This window comes from Streptomyces sp. NPDC006711 (genome assembly GCF_042869775.1).
In the GTDB taxonomy this organism is placed as follows: domain Bacteria; phylum Actinomycetota; class Actinomycetes; order Streptomycetales; family Streptomycetaceae; genus Streptomyces.
The window spans coordinates 235975-255287 of the sequence record NZ_JBIAGO010000008.1; the positions used below are offsets into that span (position 1 = coordinate 235975).

A 19313-nucleotide genomic window follows, 5' to 3' on the forward strand; every position below is an offset into this window, starting at 1 on the left:
CACCGGTTCTACATTTCCTACAAAGGCCAACAAGCGTTGACCAACACACGTTGACCCGCACGCATTGACCCGCACGCATTGACCCGCACTCCCGCACGCATTGACCTGCACGCCTTGCCCCGCACGCGCCTTTTACCAGCACCGTCGGCACCAGGAGGCAGTCATGAACGACTCCACCCACGCACTCGACGCCGCGTCGACCGCCGACGTCCTCGTCGTCGGCTCCGGTCCCACCGGGCTACTCCTCGCCGGCGATCTGGCCGCGGCCGGCCTGAGCGTCACCGTCGTCGAACGCCGCCCGCACGGCATCAGCAACCTGACCCGCGCCTTCGGCGTCCACGCGCGCACCCTGGAAATGCTCGACACCCGGGGCCTGGCCGAGGAATTGATCAAGGGCGGCACAGCCGTCGACCACATGGACATGTTCGGCCGGACCACCCTCGACCTGACCCGCCTGCGTTCGCGCTTCCCGTTCCTCCTGGTCACCCCGCAGTACGAGATGGAACGGATCCTGGAGCGGCGCGCGCTGGCCGAGGGCGTCCAATTCCGTTACGCCACCGAGCTGTTGACGCTCCATCAGGATGGCGACGGCGTCACGGCCACCCTGCGCGACGCCGAGGACGGGCGGCACCTGACGGCGCGGGCCCGCTACCTCGTCGGCGCCGACGGCTCGCGCAGCGGCGTGCGCGAAGCGCTCGGACTGCCCTTCCCCGGCGCGGCCGTGATCCGTTCGATCGTCCTGGCGGACGTGCGCCTGGAGCGGGAGCCGGACACCATGCTCACGGTCACAGGATCCGGCGACTCCTTCGCCGTCGTCGCCCCGTTCGGCGACGGGTACTTCCGGGTCATGGGCTGGAACCGCAAGCGCCAGGTCCCCGACACCGAGCCCGTGGACCTGGAGGAGATCCGCGCCATCGCCCGCGAGGCCCTGGGCGCCGACCACGGTCTGCACGACCCGCGCTGGCTCTCCCGCTTCCACAGCGACGAACGCCAGGCGCCGTCCTATCGCGTCGGCCGCGTCTTCCTCGCCGGGGACGCCGCGCACGTCCACTCCCCCGCCGGCGGCCAGGGCATGAACACCGGCCTCCAGGACGCCGCGAACCTCTCGTGGAAGCTCGCCGCCGTGCTGCGCGGCCGGGTCGGCGACCCCGAGGCGCTGCTCGACAGCTACCAGGCGGAACGCCATCCGGTCGGCGCGTCGGTGCTGCGCAGCAGCGGGGCGCTGGTCCGGCTCGCGATGGCCCACAACCCCCTTCAGCGCACGGTCCGTTCGCTGGCCGTCTCGATCCTCAAGACCGTACGCCCCGCCGCCGACAAGGCGCTCGCGATGATCAGCGGCGTCGGCATCGCCTACCGGGCCGAGCGCGGCGCGCACCCGCTCGCCGGAAAGCGCGCACCGGACCTGGAGCTCGCGCGGGGGCGTCTGTACGAGGCGCTGCGGCAGGGCAGGTTCGTCCTGGTGACACCCGAGAACGCCCCGCTCGTGGCGCCCGGGGGGGTGGTCGGCGCGCACTGGAGGAGCGGGCGCGCGGGCTCGTTGCTCGTGCGGCCGGACGGTTACGTGGCGTGGGCGAGCGACGGCCCCGACCCGGCCGGACTGCACACCGCGCTCCAACGCTGGACGGGACACGCCTAGGACCAAAGACGCCCAGCACAACCCGTGCCCCACACCCAGCGCCCCGGGCACAACCCGTACCCCACACCCAGCACCCAGGCCACAACCCGTGCCACCCTGAACCCCATGCTCGTCGCACGCTCCGCGCTCCTGTTCGTCCTGGCCGCCCTGTTCGAGATCGGCGGGGCCTGGCTCGTCTGGCAGGGGGTCAGGGAGCACCGGGGCTGGGTGTGGATCGGCGCCGGGGTCCTCGCACTCGGCGTCTACGGATTCGTGGCGACGCTCCAGCCGGACGCCGAGTTCGGCCGGATCCTCGCCGCGTACGGCGGTGTCTTCGTGGCGGGCTCGATCGTCTGGGGCATGGTCGCGGACGGCTACCGCCCGGACCGCTGGGACATCACCGGCGCGCTGATCTGCCTGGCCGGGATGGCCGTGATCATGTACGCCCCGCGCGGCCGCTGAGACCGGAGCCGGCCCGGATCGGACCGGCCCGGCCCGGTGTCGTACGCCCCGCCTATCCTGGCGGCGTACTCACCACACGCGCGCGAGGAGCACGAATGACTGCCGCCGGGACCCCGATCGCCGTCGTCACCGGAGCGAGCAGCGGGATCGGTGCCGCCACCGCCCGCGGCCTCGCCGCCGCCGGTTACCGCGTGGTGCTGACCGCCCGCCGCAAGGACCGCGTCGAGGCGCTGGCCGCCGAGATCAACGAGGCGGGCCACCAGGCGACCGCGTACCCGCTGGATGTGACGGACCGCGCCGCCGTCGACGAGTTCGCCACCGCGTTCCGCACCATCGGGGTGCTGGTCAACAACGCGGGCGGCGCGCTGGGCGCGGACCCGGTCGCGACCGGCGACCCGGCGGACTGGCGCCAGATGTACGAGACGAACGTCATCGGCACGCTCAACGTCACCCAGGCCCTGCTGCCCGCGCTGGAAGCCTCCGGCGACGGCACGGTCGTCATCCTGTCCTCGACGGCGGGCCACGCCACCTACGAGGGCGGCGGCGGTTACGTGGCCGCGAAGAACGGCGCGCGCGTGCTGGCCGAGACGCTGCGGCTCGAGATCGTGGGCCGTCCGGTGCGGGTCGTGGAGATCGCGCCCGGCATGGTGAAGACGGAGGAGTTCGCCACGACCCGCTTCCGCGGCGACACCGAGAAGGCCGCCAAGGTGTACGCGGGCGTGGCCGAGCCGCTGAGCGCCGAGGACGTCGCGGACACCATCACCTGGGCGGTCACCCGCCCCAGCCACGTCAACATCGACCTGCTCGTGGTCCGCCCGAGGGCCCAGGCCTCCAACACGAAGGTCCACCGCGAGCTGTAGCGGACCCGGAGCGCGCGGCCCCCGGCACCAACTTCCGCCCGGCCCGGGCGTCGGCCCCACCCCGGCCTACTCCACGGCCGCCCGCAGCATCGGCATCCGCGTGTGGCGGCGCTTCTCGCCCGGGTGGAAGACCAGGATGATCAGGCGGGCGCCCGGCGCGGCCATCGGCTGGGCGGCGCACATCGTCACCCAGCCCGGGCCGCGCGAGGCGTGGTTGAGGGGGCGCTCGTCGCCGTCGAGGTGGAGGTAGGCGCTGGCCCGGTTGTAGATCCGGGAGGCGAGCGGGTCCTCAAGGACCTCCTTCTCGATCTGCGCCAGCGTCTGGTCGGTGGGGTCGGCGGCCAGCGCGGCCCGCAGCTGGGGCAGCACGAGCGGCGCCCAGGAGTGCTCCCAGTCGGCCAGGGTCTCCCGGGCGCCCGGGTCGAGCGCCATCCACCGCATGGTGTTCCTCGGCACGCGCCGGTCGGGGAACATCTCCTCCCAGCACGCGTTGTGCGCCAGCAGGTTCCACGAGCGGTCGTTGACGTACGCCATGTGCCCGATGCCGTCGACCGCCTCCTGCCACACCCCGGGGATCTCCTCTCCCGACTGCGAGTGCAGGGGGAAGGGCGGATCCTGGCCGAGGCAGTAGCGCCAGAGCGCGATCCACTCCTGCTCGTTCATGCCGAGCAGCCGGGCCACGTCCTGGAGCAGGTCGGCGGGCGGGTTGGGGTAGCGGCCGGACTCCAGGCGTCCGTAGGTGTCGGGGGCGCGGTGCAGGATCTGGTCGATCTGGGCCTGCGAGAGGCCGGGCGCCCGCCGGCCCTGCCGGGTCGGTCTGCTCAGCCCATGGCTCTCGGGCGTGATCAGCGCGCGGCGCTCGCGCAGCAGAGAGCGCAGAGCGGGCTTGTCCATCTGTGGTTCTCCCCCGGTGACGGGCGGCCGGCGACGTCTGCGTCGGCCGCGCGGTTGGAACAGCCGCTCCCGGTGCGCGGCCCCGACTCTGCCATCGGACCCGGGCCGGGTGGCCGGCGCCGGCCGGGTGGCCGGCGCGCGTCCTCTCGTCGGCGTACGTTCCATTGTCGGTGTACGCCCCATTGTGGGAGCCGATCGCCTCTGCCGCGCACGCCGGGTGACCCCGGGGCGCGGCCCGGCCGTCGTAAACCGGCGTCGGCGCGGCCCTTTCGGCAGCACGACGGCCCCGGGCGCAGGCGTCGGGGCAGGGGGAGCGGGACCGAGGGCACGGCGGGGACGGTGGCCGTCACGACCGGGGCGTGGGCCGGGGGGCGGTTGGCGAGGCGTGCCCTTTCATGGAACGGGTCGGGGTGCGGGCGGTCCTCCGGGCACCGCTCTTGGCGGCCGAGCCGTGGCCGGTCGCCGAGGCACCCCCAGGAGAGACCCCACAGGTACGCTGGCTGATGGGGCATGCACGGATCAAGCGGTAGCGGATGCGCACGTACGCAGGGCGCACACACGCACCGGCGCTACGGGGGCAAACATGGGCGAAAGGGACAGTCGGGCGGCCGATGCCCGGGCGCTGTCGCCCGAGGCCGTCGAACTCTACGGCCGGGTCACGCGTCATGAGCACATCGATCCGCAGCGTGACGCCGACGCGCTCGCCGAGCTCACCGAGTGGGGCCTGGTCAGCACCGATCCGCACCTGCCCCACCTGGTCATCGCGCTCGACCCCCAGGAGGCCGGGCGGCGCCGCCTGGACGACGAGCTGCGGCACCTGGCCACACGGGCCGCGCTCGCGGCGCGCATCCCCCACCTCACCGACGAGCTCGGCCTGCACTTCGAGCGCGCCAAGTGGCGCTCGGGCCGGGGCTCGGAATTCCTAGGCGAGCCCGAGCTCGTCAACGCCCGGATCGACCAGGCCGTGGGCCGGGCCCGCGCGGAACTGCTCACCGCGCAGCCCTGCGGCCCGCGTGACCAGGGCCGCCGGGAGACCGTCGAAGCCAGGGACAGCGCGGCGCTCGCCCGGGGCGTCCACATCCGCAGCCTCTGTCTCGATACCGGCCGCGACGACGCGATGACCCGCGCCCACGTGGCCACGATGACGGCGCGCGGAGCCCAGTTCCGTACCCAGGTCACCCAGTTCCAGCGCTGCGTGATCATCGACCGGCGGCAGGCGTTCATCTCCGACCACATCGTCAATTCCACGCCCGGACATGCCGTCTGGCACGTGCGGGACCGGGCGGTGGTGGCCTTCATCGCCGAGGTCTTCGAGGAGGGCTGGCGGCGCGCGGACCCCTGGGACGGCGATCCCCACAGCGGCGCGTCCGGCGCGGCCGGCGGCTGCGGCACACGGACGACACCGCTCCAGCGCGAGATCCTGCGCGACATGGCACGCGGCATCGAGCAGCGGCTCACCGCGCAGCGCCTGGGCATCGGACTGCGCAGCCTTTCCAAGGAGGTACATGACTTGCGGGAGCTGTTCGGGGCGTCCACGCTTCAGGAACTCACCTATCAGTGGGCCCTGTCGGACGAGCGTCTGATCGACGACCGCCCGCCCGCCGAGGGCCAGGCCACGGCCTGACCCGCCGCGGCCCTCGCGGTTCGCGCCCGGCATCTCGGCCACCGGACCGCCGCTATCCCGCCCACCGGGCCGGATCTTTTCCCATTGCACTTTTCAGCGGATAAATCTTCAGCGGAAAACCGGGCGCCCGTCCTGCATCCTGGTGGAGGACGATCACTGGCTCCCCCCGTACCGGGAGGAACCGGCCGTCCAAACGTCCGTAGTCACGAGGACGTTGTCCGCGTACGCCAGAACCGGCAGTGCAGGGCATGGGCAGACGATGCCCTGCCGGGCGTCCCGCGGACACCGAGCGGCTTCTGCCAGTGCCGCCCGGACGAAAACCGGACCCCCTCCCCGGTACGTCCTCGTGATACGGGCAGTGCTCGGCAGGCCATGGCTCGCCGATGGCACAGCCGTGCGCCACACCGGCGCTTTCCCGGCATGCGGGCCGGGAAGAGGCGGCGGCCGGGGGCCCAGGCCCCCGGCCCGGCCGCGCCCTCCTCGGCCCGGGACGCCGATCACCGCTCAGCCCGTGACCCTGATCACCGCTCAGCCCTTGACGCAGATGACCTGCTTGAGCTTCGCCACGACCTCCACCAGATCGCGCTGCTGGTCCATGACCTGCTCGATCGGCTTGTAGGCGGCCGGGATCTCGTCCACCACACCCGCGTCCTTGCGGCACTCCACGCCTTGCGTCTGCTTGGCCAGGTCCCGCGCGGTGAACGCCCGCTTGGCGGCGCTGCGGCTCATCCTGCGGCCCGCGCCGTGCGACGCGGAGTTGAAGGACGCCGCGTTGCCGAGGCCCTTGACGATGTATGAGCCCGTGCCCATCGACCCGGGGATGATCCCGAGGTCCCCCGCGCCGGCCCGGATCGCTCCCTTGCGGGTGACCAGCAGGTCCATGCCGTCGTACCGCTCCTCCGCCACGTAGTTGTGGTGACAGGAGATGACCGGCTCGAAGGTGACCCGGGCCTTCTTGAACTCCTTGCGGACCACGTCCTGGAAGAGCGCCATCATGATCGCGCGGTTGTACTGGGCGTACTCCTGCGCCCAGAACAGGTCGTTGCGGTAGGCCGCCATCTGCGGGGTGTCCGCGACGAAGACGGCGAGGTCGCGGTCGACCAGGCCCTGGTTGTGCGGCAGTTTCTGGGCCTGCCCGATGTGGAAGTCGGCGAGTTCCTTGCCGATGTTGCGGGACCCGGAGTGCAGCATCAGCCAGACCGCGCCCGACTCGTCGAGACAGAATTCGACGAAGTGGTTGCCCGAGCCCAGCGTCCCCATCTGCTGGGCGGCGCGCTCGGCCCGGAATTTCACCGCGTCCGCGATCCCCTCGAACCGCTCCCAGAAGCCGCTCCACCCCGCCAGCGGGAAACCGTGCAGCCGGCCCGGCTCCACCGGTGAGGCATGCAGGCCGCGCCCCACCGGAATGGCCTGCTCGATCTTCGTGCGGAGCCGGGAGAGGTCGCCGGGCAGGTCGTTGGCGGTCAGGGAGGTCTTGACGGCGGACATGCCGCAGCCGATGTCGACGCCGACCGCCGCGGGGCAGACCGCGCCGTGCATGGCGATCACGGAGCCGACCGTGGCGCCCTTGCCGTAATGGACGTCGGGCATCACCGCGAGGCCCTTGATCCACGGCAGAGTGGCGACATTGTGCAGCTGCCGCATCGCGCCCTCGTCGACCGACGCCGGGTCGGCCCACATCCTGATGGGTACCCGCGCCCCGGCCAATTGCGTGTACGACATAATTCTTCGATCCCCCGTGAGTGAAACCCGTAAGCGAGAAAAACGGCACCAAGGCCCTGAAGCGCACGTATGGCAAAAACCGCCGCCAAAACCCACAACCAGGACAGTGGACCGGCGTTCACAGGTGCACGTGCGATACACATTGTGTCCGGCCACCGCCCAGCGGCGGCAACCGTTTTTTCCCATCGTCGTCCTGCTGGAAGGAGCCTTCGCACCGTGCAGCGCAAGGCGTACGTGCCCGGTCTCGCCCTTCTGGTGGCGCTCGCCTCCGGCTGTTCCTCCGGTTCGGGACCCGCGGGTTCCAGCGCCGACGCCAAGGGCGGTACGACCAAGGCGGCGCCCGCGCCGCCCGGCAAGTACCGCACCCTGCCCGAGCCCTGCCACGCCGTGAGCAAGAGCGTGCTCAAGGACATGCTGCCGGGCGCGGCGTCGCTGGCCGACGCGGACGCCGCCAAGGAGTACGCGGGCGTCGCCGACCTGACCTACGACACCGACCGCCGGGTCGGCTGCCGCTGGAAGGACGAGACGCCCGAGGGGGTGCGCAGACTCTCGGTCGACTTCGAGCGCGTCGTGTCGTACGACCCCGCGGTGAGCGACGACGACCAGACCAAGGAGCTGTACGGCAAGAAGGAGACGGCGGCGCATCTGCCCGCCCCCGCGAGCTCGGCGCCCGCCGTGCCCGTGTCGCCCTCCCCCTCCGCGACGCCCTCCCCCGCCGGCTCCCCCGCCACCGGCACCCGCGCCGCATCCGGCGCGCCCGCGCCCGGCACCTCGCCCTCCGGCGGCCCGAGTGGCGCACCGGCCGGCGCCACCCCCGGCGCGCCGAACCCGTCGGGCAGCGCCGACACCGGTCTCCAGCCGCGCCGGCTCAGCGGCCTCGGCGACGCCGCCTTCCTCGACGACGTGGCCTCCCCGGCCGGCACCGGCGGCGCCACGGGCGCCGGACAACGTACCGTCACAGTGGTCTTCCGTACGTCCAACGTCATCGTGACCATCGAGTACGCCGCCCAGGCCATGGCAGCCGCCGCGGTCCCCGACAGCAAGGAGCTGCAAGGGCAGGCCCAGGCTCTGGCCGGCCGGCTCGTCGAGCAGTTCAGCGAATAGCGCGCCAGCGCGAAGAACGAAGAGCGAAGGAATCATGCACCGATCAGCCCCGGCCACCCCCCACAAGGCACCCGCCCCGGCCCAGCGCATCCGGCTCGCCCGCGTCCTCGCCTGTGCCGCCGTCCCTGTGATGCTCGTCGCAGTGGGGTGCTCGTCCGACTCGGGCGCCAAGAAGAAGACCGACACCTCGTCGGCCTCGTCCTCGTCCTCGTCCTCGTCCGCCTCCTCCTCGGCCTCCGGCGGCAAGCAGGCGTCGGCGTCGCCCTCCCTGGCCCCGGCGAAGTTCGCCAAGCTGCCCGAGGCGTGCCAGTCGGTCGGCGAGAAGACCATCGACACCTACGTTCCCAAGGCGAAGACGAAGGCGGGCGAGGTCGGCAAGACCGCCGACCCGCAGTCCCAGGCGAGCTGCACCTGGAACGGCCTGGACGACAAGGGCGTCGACGGCTCGCAGTACCGCTGGCTCGACGTGGACCTCAAGCGCTACGACTCCACGCCGGGCCTCGGCAGCGGCGAGGCGCTGGCGCAGAAGCAGTTCGACCACGCGGTCTCCTCGGCCCGCTCCACGAGCGACGCCACCAATGTGAAGTCCGACCCGGTCCCCGGTCTCGGTGACCAGGCCACCGCGATCGTCTTCAACCTGAAGAAGAGCGACGCGGACTTCAGTTACGCCGTCGTCGTGGTGCGCACCGCCAACGCCGTGGTCACCCTCGACTACAACGGCGCCGGCTTCCAGGGCGCCGACGGCCCGGACACGGGTGACGTCCTGAAGGGCGCCACCGACGCGGCCAAGGAGGCCGTCGCGGCGGTGGCCACCGCCAACAACAAGTAGCGCTCGCACGACCGTACGGAGTCCGGCCCTCCCCTGTGGGCCGGACTCCGTACGTATGTGCCAGGCTGTGCCCGCCAATTGCTTGACAAGGGGAGGGGACGCGGGTGGCCGCGACTCAGCTGACACGGACGCACCGCATCCTGATCGGGGTGGTGGTCGCGGGTGCCGTGGTGATCGCCGGGATCGGCTTCGCGGGTTCGTACGCCGCGGTCCGCGAGCTCGCGCTGCACAAGGGCTTCGGGAACTTCTCCTACGTCTTCCCCATCGGCGTCGACGCGGGCATCTGTGTGCTGCTCGCTCTCGATCTGCTCCTGACCTGGATGCGGATCCCCTTCCCGCTGCTCCGCCAGACCGCGTGGCTGCTCACCGCCGCCACGATCGCCTTCAACGGTGCCGCGGCCTGGCCGGACCCGCTGGGCGTGGGCATGCACGCCGTCATCCCGGTCCTGTTCGTGGTCTCCGTCGAAGCGGCCCGGCACGCGGTCGGCCGGATCGCGGACATCACCGCCGACAAGCACATGGAGGGCGTCCGCCTCACCCGCTGGCTGCTCTCGCCGATTCCCACCTTCCGGCTGTGGCGCCGGATGAAGCTGTGGGAGCTGCGCAGCTACGAGCAGGTCATCAAGCTCGAACAGGACCGCCTGGTCTACCGGGCGCGCCTCCAGGCCGTGTACGGCCGCGCCTGGCGCCGCAAGGCTCCCGTGGAGTCCCTGATGCCGCTGCGGCTCGCCAAGTTCGGCGTGCCGCTCGCCGAGACCGCCCCGGCCGGCCTCGCCGCCGCCGGCATCGAGCCGGTCCTGCTGCCGCCCGGGCCGCCGGCCGCCCACCCCGAGGCACAGCCCGAACTGGCCCCGGCCCAGGCCGCGCCCGCCGCACCCGAGCCCGTCGCGCCCGAGGCCCCCGCGCGCCAGGACCCGGCCCCCGCGCCGGAGCCCGAGCCGCAGGAGCACGCGGGCCCCGAGCAGCCCACCACGCACGAGAGCCCGTGGTTCGCCGCGCAGCACGTCTCGCCCGAGGTGTACGAGGGCACGTACGACCCGGCCTTCGCCGAGGGCGCACCTCAGCAGCACGGGCCCCAGCAGGACCCGCGGCAGGAGCCGGTCATGGTCCCCTCGGGCCCCGGCCGCGAACGCCCCCTCGGGGTCCCCGACCCGCGCCCGTCGGCGCCCGGCGCCGCGCGCGAGCAGCGGGCGCACGCCGAACGGGCGGCGCGGGACGCGGAGTTCACCGAGTTCACGGAGACGGCGTACGAGGTCTTCCGGGACTACGCCAACCAGAACGGCGACTACCCGGCCGCCGACGTGCTCGACATACACCTCACCGACGGATACGGCGTGACCTACCCGAACAGCGCGAGCCTGCTGCGCAAGCTCCACCCGGAGTTCAAGCAGCGCTTCCAGACCGAGCGAGCCGAGGACCACATCGCCTGACGTACCGTCACCGGGCTGCGGGCCGAGCCCACTTGGAACAAGCACCGAGGGCCGTCACCCGCACCGGGTGACGGCCCTCGGCCTCTGTCGGACGGTCAGGCGGCGAGCAGCTTGCGCACCCGGTCGGCGCCCACGGCGAGCAGCAGCGTGGGCAGGCGCGGACCCGTCTCCCGGCTCACCAGGAGCGTGTAGAGCAGCGCGAAGAACGAACGCTGGGCGACCTTCAGCTCCGGCGTCGGCTTGGCGTCCGGCTCCAGGCCCGCCATCACCTTCGGCACGCCGTAGACGAGCGTGGTGAGCCCGTCGAGCGACCAGTGCGAGTCCAGGCCCTCCACGAGCAGGCGCAGCGATTCGCGGGCCTGCTCGTCGAGCGAGGCAAGCAGCTCGGTGTCGGGCTCCTCGCGGACCAGGGTGCGCTGGTCGGCCGGGACCTGGGTGGTGATCCAGTTCTCGGCGCGGTCAAGACGCGGGCGCACCTCGTCCAGCGAGGTCACCGGGTTGGCCGGGTCGAGTTCGCTGAGGATGCGCAGGGTCTGGTCCTCGTGGCCCGCCGTCACGTCCACCACGGAGGCCAGCGTGCGGTAGGGCAACGGGCGGGCGGTGCGCGGGAGTTCACCGGCGGCGGTGCGGGCGGCCCGGGAGTGGGCGGCGGCGTCGGCGGGCAGCGCCGTGCCGTCGGCGACCTTCGCCTCCAGCTTGTCCCACTCGTCGTAGAGCCGCTGGATCTCCTGGTCGAAGGCGATCTTGAAGGACTGGTTGGGCCTGCGGCGCGCGTACAGCCAGCGCAGGAGCTGCGGCTCCATGATCTTCAGCGCGTCGGCCGGCGTGGGGACCCCGCCCTTGGAGGAGGACATCTTGGCCATGCCGCTGATGCCCACGAACGCGTACATCGGGCCGATCGGCTGGACACCGCCGAAGATCGACACGATCTGGCCGCCGACCTGGAAGGAGGAGCCAGGCGAGGAGTGGTCCACGCCGGAGGGCTCGAAGACCACGCCCTCGTACGCCCAGCGCATCGGCCAGTCGACCTTCCAGACCAGCTTGCCCCGGTGGAACTCGCTGAGCAGGACGGTCTCCGAGAAGGCGCACGCGGAGCAGGTGTAGGTCAACTCCGTGGTGTCGTCGTCGTAGGCGGTGACGACCGTGAGGTCCTTGCCGCAGCCGCCGCAGTACGGCTTGTACGGGAAGTAGCCCGTGGAGCCGGTGCCGTCGTCCTCGGCCGCCGCGCCCGAGCCCTCGGCGGCCTCGAGCTCGGCCTCGTCGAGGGGCTTCTGCGACTTCTTGCCCGGGGCCTTCTTGGTCCGGTACTGCTCCAGGATCGCGTCGATGTCACCGCGGTGCCTCATCGCGTGCAGCACCTGGTCGCGGTAGACGCCCGAGGTGTACTGCTCGGTCTGGCTGATGCCGTCGTACTCGACGCCGAGCTCGGCGAGCGCCTGGCCCATCGCGGCCTTGAAGTGCTCCGCCCAGTTCGGGTACGCCGAGCCGACCGGCGCGGGGACCGAGGTCAGCGGGCGGCCGATGTGCTCGTTCCACGACTCGTCCACGCCGGGGACGCCGTTGGGCACCTTGCGGTAGCGGTCGTAGTCGTCCCAGGAGATGAGGTGGCGCACCCGGTAGCCGCGGCGGCGGATCTCGTCCGCGACCAGGTGCGGGGTCATGACCTCGCGCAGGTTGCCCAGGTGGATCGGGCCGGAGGGCGAGAGGCCGGACGCGACGACGATCACCGGGGCCTCGGCGGGCGATTTCGCGGCGTCAGGCGCACGTCGCTCCGACTCGGCGATGACATCGTCCGCGAAACGGGAGACCCAGTCGGTCTCGGTGCTGCTCTGAGCCACGGTCGGCACGTCCTTCTTTCTCGTAATGCCCTCGTCATGCCCTCGTCGGCCCGGCAGGACCGACCCTGCCATTCTCCCAGACGGAACGACCGCCTCCGGGGTTGCCCATAACGCGGGAGAAACGGCCCGGGGCCGCGTGGGAGAATCGGAGGGCAATCGTCCTCACTCCCGACAGGAACGGCACCTCATGGCCTCGGTCCATTCCCTCGCTTCCACTGTCCAGCAGCGCCTGGCGGACGCCCTCACGGCTGCCCTGCCGGAGGCCGGCTCCACCGACCCGCTGCTGCGCCGAAGCGACCGGGCCGACTTCCAGGCCAACGGGATCCTCGCCCTGGCCAAGAAGCTCAAGGGCAACCCGCGCGAGCTCGCGACCCAGGTCGTCGAGCGGGTCGAGGGCGACACGATCAAGGACATCGAGGTCTCGGGCCCCGGCTTCCTCAACATCACGCTGGCCGACCGGGCGATCATCGACACCCTCGCCGCGCGCGCCGCCGACGACCGGCTCGGCGTGCCGCTGAAGGAGAACCCGGGCGTCACCGTCATCGACTACGCCCAGCCCAACGTGGCCAAGGAGATGCACGTCGGCCACCTGCGCTCGGCGGTCATCGGCGACGCGCTGCGCGCCATGCTCGACTTCACCGGCGAGAAGACGATCGGCCGCCACCACATCGGCGACTGGGGCACCCAGTTCGGCATGCTCATCCAGTACCTCATCGAGAACCCGGGCCAGCTGGCCCCGGCCGGCGAGGTGGACGGCGAGCAGGCCATGTCGAACCTGAACCGGGTCTACAAGGCCTCGCGCGCGGTCTTCGACGCGGACGAGGAGTTCAAGGAGCGGGCCCGCAAGCGGGTCGTCGCGCTCCAGTCCGGCGACCGGGAGACCCTGGACCTGTGGCAGCAGTTCGTGGACGAGTCGAAGGTGTACTTCAACTCGGTCTTCGGCAAGCTCGACATGGAGGTCCGGGACGAGGAGATCGTCGGCGAGTCGGCGTACAACGACCTGATGCCGGAGACCGCCCGCCTCCTTGAGGAGTCCGGCGTCGCGGTGCGCTCCGAGGGCGCGCTCGTCGTGTTCTTCGACGACATCCGGGGCAAGGACGACCAGCCGGTCCCGCTGATCGTGCAGAAGGCCAACGGCGGCTTCGGCTACGCGGCCTCCGACCTCTCCGCTATCCGGAACCGCGTCGGCGAGCTGCACGCCACCTCGCTGATCTACGTCGTGGACGTGCGGCAGTCGCTGCACTTCAAGATGGTCTTCGAGACGGCGCGCAGGGCGGGCTGGCTCGGCGACGAGGTCACCGCGCACAACATGGGCTACGGCACGGTGCTCGGCGCCGACGGCAAGCCGTTCAAGACCCGTGAGGGCGAGACGGTCAAGCTGGAGGACCTGCTCGACGAGGCCGCCGAGCGGGCCACCGCCGTCGTGCGCGAGAAGGCCGAGAAGGTGGGCCTGAGCGAGGAGGAGATCGTCGAGAACGGCCGCTACGTCGGCATCGGCGCCGTGAAGTACGCGGACCTGTCGACCTCGGCGAACCGGGACTACAAGTTCGACCTGGACCAGATGGTGTCGCTCAACGGTGACACCTCGGTGTACCTCCAGTACGCCTACGCCCGGATCAAGTCGATCCTGCGCAAGGCCGGCACCACCGCGCCCGCCGCCCGCCCCGAGCTCGAACTCGCCCCGGCGGAGCGGGCGCTGGGCCTGCACCTCGACGCGTTCGGCGACACGGTCTTCGAGGCGTCGGCCGAGTACGCGCCGCACAAGGTGGCCGCGTACCTCTTCCAGCTGGCGTCGCTGTTCACGACGTTCTACGACCAGTGCCCGGTCCTCAAGGCCGACACCGAGGCGCAGGTCGAGAACCGGCTGTTCCTGTGCGACCTGACCGCCCGGACGCTGAACCGGGGCATGGCCCTGCTCGGCATCCGCACGCCCGAGCGCCTGTGACCCCGGCCCGGGCCTGACCCGGGGTCAACTCCCGCGTGGGGCAAGCCGGTTCACTCCTGAGTCAGCTTGTCCCACGCGTTGGTGTCCGTGTTGTACTCGAACGCCGGCCGGCCCTTGACCGCGCTGGTGCGGAACGGCTTGCCGCCGTCGTTCACGGTGACCTTGCCGGAGCGCTCGCCGCTGCTCCAGCCGACCTCCAGATACCAGCTGACGTCGTGCCCCTCGGTGTGCACGTCCAGGTCGAAGACCTCGGGGTCGTGCGTGGAGACCTTGAAGGGGAAGTCCTTCGCCGGCACCACCGCGTCGCCCTGGTGCCCGGCGACCGGCTTGCTGACGGGCTGCGGCGCGTCCAGGTCGATGTCGAAGGACTGCGGCACGACACCGCCGCCGCACCCCGAACCCATCGAGTACGCCGACCAGTTCAGCGGCGCCTCGCGCCCCACCACCCGCACGTTGATCCCGGTGATCACCACCGCGTCCTCGCCCTTGCCGGTCGCGGTCAGCTCCAGCTTGAGGTTGCCGCCGTCGATCCCGCCGAGCGCCCGCGACCAGGAGCGCCGGTCCTGCTCGTTGGGCGGGGGCGGCGGCACGGCGGTGGGCTTCTGGTCGAGCAGGTAGTACTTGCCGCACGGCGTGTCCCAGTCGTACGAGCTGACGCCCACGCTGACCGGGGTGCCCGCCGCCGGGGGTTGCTGGGACCGGCTCTTGGCGGACGGGGTCGCGGACGAGGACGAGGAGGGCGACGCGGAGGCGGAGGGTGAGCCGGACGGGCCCGCGCTCCTGCCCGCGCCCGGGCTCGCGGTCTCGGTCTCGGGCGTACGCGCGTCGCCGGTGGCCGGGGGCGCGGAGGTCCTGGCGTCGGCGACGGTCTCGCTCGCGTCGGGCCTGCCGGACAGCGCGGCGACCGCCGTGACCGGTACGGCGACGGCGACGACGGCCGCACCGATGAGTACGAGCCGGGTCCGCCGGGCCAGGGGCCGCCCGGGAACCAGCCGTCCCAGCCACCCGCCCCGCGCGTCGGCCGCCCCGGCGCGCTCCACGACGGGCAACTCGTCACCGGCGGCGTCGGCGTCGGCGTCCGCCCGGGCCGAGAAGGCGGAGGCGTTCGCGATCGCGGGGTTCACCGCGTTCGCCGCCTCCGCCGCGTCCGCACCCTGCGCCGCATTCACCGCGTCAGCCGCACCCGGCGCACTCGCCGCACCCGCCGGCTGGCCCGCGCCCCGTGCCCGGCGTCGCGCCTCGTCCGCGAGGATCCAGCGCCGGTGCAGTTCGACGGACTCCTCGGAGCTCGCCCCGCACAGCCGGGCGAGCCGGTCCACGGGCGCGTACTCGGTGGGGACCGCGTCCCCGTTGCAGTACCGGTGGAGCGTGGACGTACTCATGTGGAGTCTGCCCGCGAGGACTCCGTAGCTGCGCCCCGAGCGGTCCTTCAACTCCCGCAGCAGCGCCGCGAACTGCTCGGACTCGGTTGTCGCCATGCCCCGGTGCCCTCCCCATCCATCCCAGGAACGCATTCCAGGGACAGGTCGTTTCCCCAGGTCAGTGGGTGTTCCAGCGTTCCAGCTTCCCCCATTGTCCCTCGCTCGTTGCCGGGTCGTCGGACCGGCCCGCAAGGTAGGTGCAGCAAGCAGCCGAACCGCTCGCTCCGGGGAGCACCACATGCGATTGCGCATCCGGTTCAACGTGGCGGACTCGCTGGCCGTGGTCGTCCTGGCCGCGTCCATCGCCACCCTCATCACCCTGATCCACCACTACCACCGCTGACGCGATCACGCCGTCGAGCCGGTTCACTCACTCACACGGGGAGCACCAGTCATTATGCGTACCACCTTCCGTATGGCCGCCGCCGCGACCACCACCCTCGTCGCCGCCCTCGCCCTGACGGCCTGCGACGGCTCGGACGACGCGGCGGCGGGCGACAAGCCGGCGGCCGCCGCCTCCGTCCCGGCCACGGGCGCCCCTCAGACGCCGGCGCCGGGCGACGCGTCCGGCAGCACGGCGGGCAGCGGCAAGGGCACGGGCTCGGGTTCCGGTGGGGCGTCGGGCTCCGGCAAGGGGACGGGCCCCGGCTCCGCCAAGCACACCGGCACGGGCACCGGCACCGGCGGCAAGTCGGGCGGAAAGTCCGCCGACAAGCCCGCGTCCGGCGGCGGTTCCGCCGACGCGCCCTGCACCGGCGCCAACGTGAAGCTGACCGCGACCCCGGTGACCCGCCCCCTCAACCACGTCCTCCTGACGGTCACCAACACCGGCAAGACCCTGTGCAACGCCTACTACGCGCCGGCGGTCTCCTTCTCCGACGACCAGCAGTCCCCGATCGCGGTGGACAAGGACACCACCCCGCAGGCCGTGGTCTCGCTGTCGCCCGGCGCCTCGGCGTACGCGATGGTCCGCACCCTGGGCGAGGACGACGGCAGCGAGCCGCAGAAGTCCGCGCACATCACGGTGTACTTCACCGGAAAGGACGACAAGGGCTCCACGGGCCCCGCCGCGCACGCCTCGCTCGCCAAGCCCGTGGCCGTCGTGAACAGCCAGGCCAGGGTCACCTACTGGCAGTCGGACCTGTCGTCGATCGACGCGTGGTAATCACGGCGAACGGCAAGGAGCGTTGCCACTTCCGGGACGTTCGGGATGGAATGTCCGCATGGCGCGCATGGAACACCCCAGGCCCGAAGCTGCCCGTCCCAGCGACCCGTCGCCCGCCGGCACCGCACCCGCCGAGCCCTCGCCCCACCAGGCCGTACTGGACGAGGTCGGCCCCCGGCTCAGGCGGCTGCGGGCCCGGCGCGGGCTGAGCCTGTCCGGCCTCTCCGCCCGAACCGGCATCTCCAAGAGCACCCTGTCCCGCCTCGAATCGGGCCAGCGCCGCCCGAGCCTGGAACTCCTGCTCCCGCTCGCCACCGCGTACGGGGTGCCGCTGGACGACCTGGTGGGCGCGCCCGAGGTGGGCGACCCCCGGGTACGCATGAGCCCGCGCCCCGCGCGGGACGGCGGCACGTTCGTCCCGCTGACCAGGGCGCCGGGCCCCCTCCAGGCGTACAAGCTCCTCATCCCCGACCGGGGAAGCGAGCCGGACCTGCGCTCGCACGAGGGGTATGAGTGGCTGTACGTCCTGGACGGCAGGCTGCGGCTCGTCCTCGGGGAACACGACCTGATGCTCGGCCCCGGCGAGGTCGCGGAGTGGGACACCAAGGTGCCGCACTGGTTCAGCAGCGCGAACGGCCGCCCGGTGGAGGTGCTGAGCCTGTTCGGACGACAGGGCGAGCGCATGCACGTACGGGCGAAGCCGAGGGCCTGACGCACGGGCGATGGCGGGTTGCCGCGCTACGAGCGGGCGGGTGCATACGTCGCCTTGTGCCGCGTTCCTGGGGTCACTGTCCGATGATCCTGCCGTCCGGGGTCAGGGCGATGCGGGTCCCGTCCATCTCCGTCGTGACACTGGCGCGCGTGCCGTACGCCTTCAGGGTGAAGTCCTCCGCTTTGCCCATGTGCACATACGCTTCAGCGGCGTTGCCCCACGAGTTGACCCGCACCCGCACTCCCCATTGGTTCACTTGGGGCTTCTCCCGCCACGGCCCCCAGCTGCTCTGCGGAAGCAGCCCGGCGCCTCGGCCCGAGAACACGTACCAGCTCGCGAGGCCGAGCAGGAGCACAGCGACGGCGAGCGCGAACGCGCTCGGCCGGCGACCGATGCGCGAGGAGAGAGCCACGTGATGGGTTCCTTCATGGTTCGGGAAGGGCTTCGCGCACCCCAAGACGGTCCCCGGCCGGACCGCGTTCCCGACCGTCTCGGCGGGTTCCTCACCCCTTGAGGGCCTGGCCGAGCCGGGTGAGCCCTTCGCGGATCTCGTCCGGCGCCGAGGTGGCGAAACACAGGCGCAGGGCGGCGGGGTCGGGGGCCCCGGCGAAGAACGGCGCGCCCGGGACGTACGCGACGTCGTACTCAACCACCTTGCGCAGCAGGTCAGTCGCGTCGAGGCCGTCCGGGAGCTGGACCCACAGGAACATGCCGCCCTCGGGCCGGTTCCAGGTGGAGCCGTCGGGCAGGGCGTCGGGCAGGCCGGCGAGCATGGCGTCCCTGCGCTCACCGTAGGCGGTCCGCAGCCGGGCGAGATGTGCGTCGAGATCGCGGTCAGCGAGATAGCGGGCGGCGGCGAGCTGGTTGACGGTCGGGGTGTGCAGGTCGGAGGCCTGCTTGGCTATGACGCAGGCGCGCAGCAGGTCGTGCGGGGCGCGCATCCAGCCGATGCGCAGACCGGGCGCCATGATCTTGGAGTAGCTGCCGAGCAGGACGGTGCGGTCGGCGGCGGCCTCGCACGCGGAGATCCACGGCACGTGCGCGCCCTCGTACCGCAGTTCGCCGTACGGATCGTCCTCGACGATCCACAGCCCGCGCCGCGCGGCGACGTCGGCGACGGCCCGGCGCCGCTCGACGGTCATGGTGTGGCCGGTGGGGTTCTGGAAGGTGGGCACGGAGTAGAAGAGCTTGGGCCGCTCGCGCGCGACGAGGGCGTCGAGCGCGTCCGGGTCGGGCCCTTCCTCGTCGCAGGGCACGGCGACGACGCGAGCCCCGGCGAAGCCGAACACCTGCAACGCGGCGAGGTAGCAGGGGTTTTCGACCAGGACGACGTCACCGGGTTCGAGCAGGGCGGCGGCGAGGAGGGTCAGCCCCTGCTGCGAGCCGGACGTGATCAGCAGGTCGTCGGGTTCCGTGGCAAGCCCGCGCCCCGCGAGCCGCGCGGCGGTGGCGGCGCGCAGCGCGGGGCTTCCCTCGGTCGTGGAGTACTGGAGCGCGGTGGCCGCCTGCTCCTCCATGACCGCGTGAAACGCGGCGGCCAGGCCCGCGCCGTCGAACAGTTCGGGCGCGGGAAGCCCGCCGGCGAAGGAGATCACCTCGGGCCTTGCGGTCAGCGCCAGGATCTCCCGTACCGGGGAGGCCCCGACGGACGTGGCGCGGGCGGCGAGCGGGGGCACGGGGGCGGCGGGCATG

The 19313-nt window shown here is 72.1% G+C and carries 16 protein-coding genes; 10 read left to right on the plus strand and 6 right to left on the minus strand.

The features are described from left to right. The first annotated feature begins 163 nt into the window (after window positions 1-163). The 3 genes from ACFYM2_RS19030 (at window position 164) to ACFYM2_RS19040 (ending at window position 2937) form a co-directional block, all read left to right on the plus strand. The gene (locus tag ACFYM2_RS19030) at window positions 164-1636 is read left to right on the plus strand and encodes an FAD-dependent monooxygenase (protein WP_388837392.1); all 1473 of its coding nucleotides are present in this window, start codon (window positions 164-166) and stop codon (window positions 1634-1636) included. Window positions 1637-1741: 105 nt separating this feature from the next. Next, complete coding sequence (locus ACFYM2_RS19035) at window positions 1742-2077, plus strand: YnfA family protein (RefSeq protein WP_358998272.1); 336 nt, start codon at window positions 1742-1744, stop codon at window positions 2075-2077. Between the two features lie 95 nt (window positions 2078-2172). Next, window positions 2173-2937 (plus strand): SDR family NAD(P)-dependent oxidoreductase, encoded by a 765-nt coding sequence (locus ACFYM2_RS19040; protein ID WP_350232002.1) that lies wholly within the window; start codon window positions 2173-2175, stop codon window positions 2935-2937. A gap of 66 nt (window positions 2938-3003) precedes the next feature. On the opposite strand, the gene ACFYM2_RS19045 is transcribed toward ACFYM2_RS19040, so the two are convergent. Next, window positions 3004-3831 carry a helix-turn-helix domain-containing protein gene (locus ACFYM2_RS19045; protein WP_350232001.1) on the minus strand — a complete coding sequence of 276 codons (828 nt, stop codon included), beginning with the start codon at window positions 3829-3831 and terminating at the stop codon, window positions 3004-3006. 583 nt (window positions 3832-4414) lie between these two features. On the opposite strand from ACFYM2_RS19045, the gene ACFYM2_RS19050 reads away from it, so the two are divergent. Further along, window positions 4415-5455: a hypothetical protein gene (locus ACFYM2_RS19050; RefSeq protein ID WP_388837395.1), complete on the plus strand. Its 1041-nt coding sequence runs from the start codon at window positions 4415-4417 to the stop codon at window positions 5453-5455. A 528-nt stretch (window positions 5456-5983) separates the two neighbouring features. Here the strand turns inward: ACFYM2_RS19050 and ACFYM2_RS19055 are convergent. Continuing rightward, window positions 5984-7177, minus strand: coding sequence for an RtcB family protein (locus ACFYM2_RS19055; RefSeq protein ID WP_388837398.1), 1194 nt, complete (start codon window positions 7175-7177; stop codon window positions 5984-5986). A 216-nt stretch (window positions 7178-7393) separates the two neighbouring features. Between ACFYM2_RS19055 and ACFYM2_RS19060 the strand changes: the two genes are divergently transcribed. From ACFYM2_RS19060 to ACFYM2_RS19070, 3 genes are all read left to right on the plus strand, one after another. Further along, entirely contained in the window at window positions 7394-8281 is an 888-nt protein-coding gene (locus ACFYM2_RS19060) for a DUF3558 domain-containing protein (protein ID WP_388837400.1), read from the plus strand. A 34-nt stretch (window positions 8282-8315) separates the two neighbouring features. Further along, a complete protein-coding gene (locus ACFYM2_RS19065) occupies window positions 8316-9110 on the plus strand; it encodes a DUF3558 domain-containing protein (RefSeq protein WP_388837403.1) in 795 nt (264 codons plus the stop codon). Between the two features lie 104 nt (window positions 9111-9214). Next, window positions 9215-10540 carry a DUF2637 domain-containing protein gene (locus ACFYM2_RS19070; protein WP_388837406.1) on the plus strand — a complete coding sequence of 442 codons (1326 nt, stop codon included), beginning with the start codon at window positions 9215-9217 and terminating at the stop codon, window positions 10538-10540. A gap of 95 nt (window positions 10541-10635) precedes the next feature. Here the strand turns inward: ACFYM2_RS19070 and lysS are convergent, their stop codons facing one another. Beyond that, window positions 10636-12387 carry a lysine--tRNA ligase gene (lysS, locus tag ACFYM2_RS19075; protein WP_358998254.1) on the minus strand — a complete coding sequence of 584 codons (1752 nt, stop codon included), beginning with the start codon at window positions 12385-12387 and terminating at the stop codon, window positions 10636-10638. Window positions 12388-12565: 178 nt separating this feature from the next. Here lysS and argS point away from each other — a divergent pair, with 178 nt between their 5' ends. After that, on the plus strand, window positions 12566-14323 hold the full coding sequence (gene argS, locus ACFYM2_RS19080; RefSeq protein WP_388837409.1) for an arginine--tRNA ligase: 1758 nt from the start codon (window positions 12566-12568) through the stop codon (window positions 14321-14323). A 50-nt stretch (window positions 14324-14373) separates the two neighbouring features. On the opposite strand, the gene ACFYM2_RS19085 is transcribed toward argS, so the two are convergent. After that, window positions 14374-15801, minus strand: coding sequence for a helix-turn-helix domain-containing protein (locus tag ACFYM2_RS19085; protein ID WP_388837412.1), 1428 nt, complete (start codon window positions 15799-15801; stop codon window positions 14374-14376). Between the two features lie 340 nt (window positions 15802-16141). Here ACFYM2_RS19085 and ACFYM2_RS19090 point away from each other — a divergent pair, with 340 nt between their 5' ends. Beyond that, window positions 16142-16909 (plus strand): DUF4232 domain-containing protein, encoded by a 768-nt coding sequence (locus tag ACFYM2_RS19090; protein ID WP_388837415.1) that lies wholly within the window; start codon window positions 16142-16144, stop codon window positions 16907-16909. A 58-nt stretch (window positions 16910-16967) separates the two neighbouring features. Continuing rightward, window positions 16968-17621, plus strand: a complete 654-nt coding sequence (locus ACFYM2_RS19095) for a helix-turn-helix domain-containing protein (RefSeq protein WP_388458533.1) — start codon at window positions 16968-16970, stop codon at window positions 17619-17621. Between the two features lie 73 nt (window positions 17622-17694). Here ACFYM2_RS19095 and ACFYM2_RS19100 read toward each other — a convergent pair whose 3' ends face one another. Further along, window positions 17695-18033 (minus strand): hypothetical protein, encoded by a 339-nt coding sequence (locus tag ACFYM2_RS19100; RefSeq protein ID WP_388837418.1) that lies wholly within the window; start codon window positions 18031-18033, stop codon window positions 17695-17697. A 91-nt stretch (window positions 18034-18124) separates the two neighbouring features. Beyond that, window positions 18125-19312 (minus strand): PLP-dependent aminotransferase family protein, encoded by a 1188-nt coding sequence (locus ACFYM2_RS19105; RefSeq protein WP_388458531.1) that lies wholly within the window; start codon window positions 19310-19312, stop codon window positions 18125-18127. Between the last annotated feature and the right edge of the window lies 1 nt (window position 19313).

Bases quoted from the DNA above. Each gene is read 5' to 3' on its own strand.
- ACFYM2_RS19065 (WP_388837403.1), top strand. From the start codon at position 8,316: ATGCACCGATCAGCCCCGGCCACCCCCCACAAGGCACCCGCCCCGGCC.
- ACFYM2_RS19040 (WP_350232002.1), top strand. From the start codon at position 2,173: ATGACTGCCGCCGGGACCCCGATCGCCGTCGTCACCGGAGCGAGCAGC.
- ACFYM2_RS19090 (WP_388837415.1), top strand. From the start codon at position 16,142: ATGCGTACCACCTTCCGTATGGCCGCCGCCGCGACCACCACCCTCGTC.
- ACFYM2_RS19035 (WP_358998272.1), top strand. From the start codon at position 1,742: ATGCTCGTCGCACGCTCCGCGCTCCTGTTCGTCCTGGCCGCCCTGTTC.
- ACFYM2_RS19030 (WP_388837392.1), top strand. From the start codon at position 164: ATGAACGACTCCACCCACGCACTCGACGCCGCGTCGACCGCCGACGTC.
- ACFYM2_RS19055 (WP_388837398.1), bottom strand. From the start codon at position 7,177: ATGTCGTACACGCAATTGGCCGGGGCGCGGGTACCCATCAGGATGTGG.
- ACFYM2_RS19050 (WP_388837395.1), top strand. From the start codon at position 4,415: ATGGGCGAAAGGGACAGTCGGGCGGCCGATGCCCGGGCGCTGTCGCCC.
- ACFYM2_RS19085 (WP_388837412.1), bottom strand. From the start codon at position 15,801: ATGGCGACAACCGAGTCCGAGCAGTTCGCGGCGCTGCTGCGGGAGTTG.
- argS (WP_388837409.1), top strand. From the start codon at position 12,566: ATGGCCTCGGTCCATTCCCTCGCTTCCACTGTCCAGCAGCGCCTGGCG.
- ACFYM2_RS19045 (WP_350232001.1), bottom strand. From the start codon at position 3,831: ATGGACAAGCCCGCTCTGCGCTCTCTGCTGCGCGAGCGCCGCGCGCTG.
- ACFYM2_RS19105 (WP_388458531.1), bottom strand. From the start codon at position 19,312: ATGCCCGCCGCCCCCGTGCCCCCGCTCGCCGCCCGCGCCACGTCCGTC.
- ACFYM2_RS19095 (WP_388458533.1), top strand. From the start codon at position 16,968: ATGGCGCGCATGGAACACCCCAGGCCCGAAGCTGCCCGTCCCAGCGAC.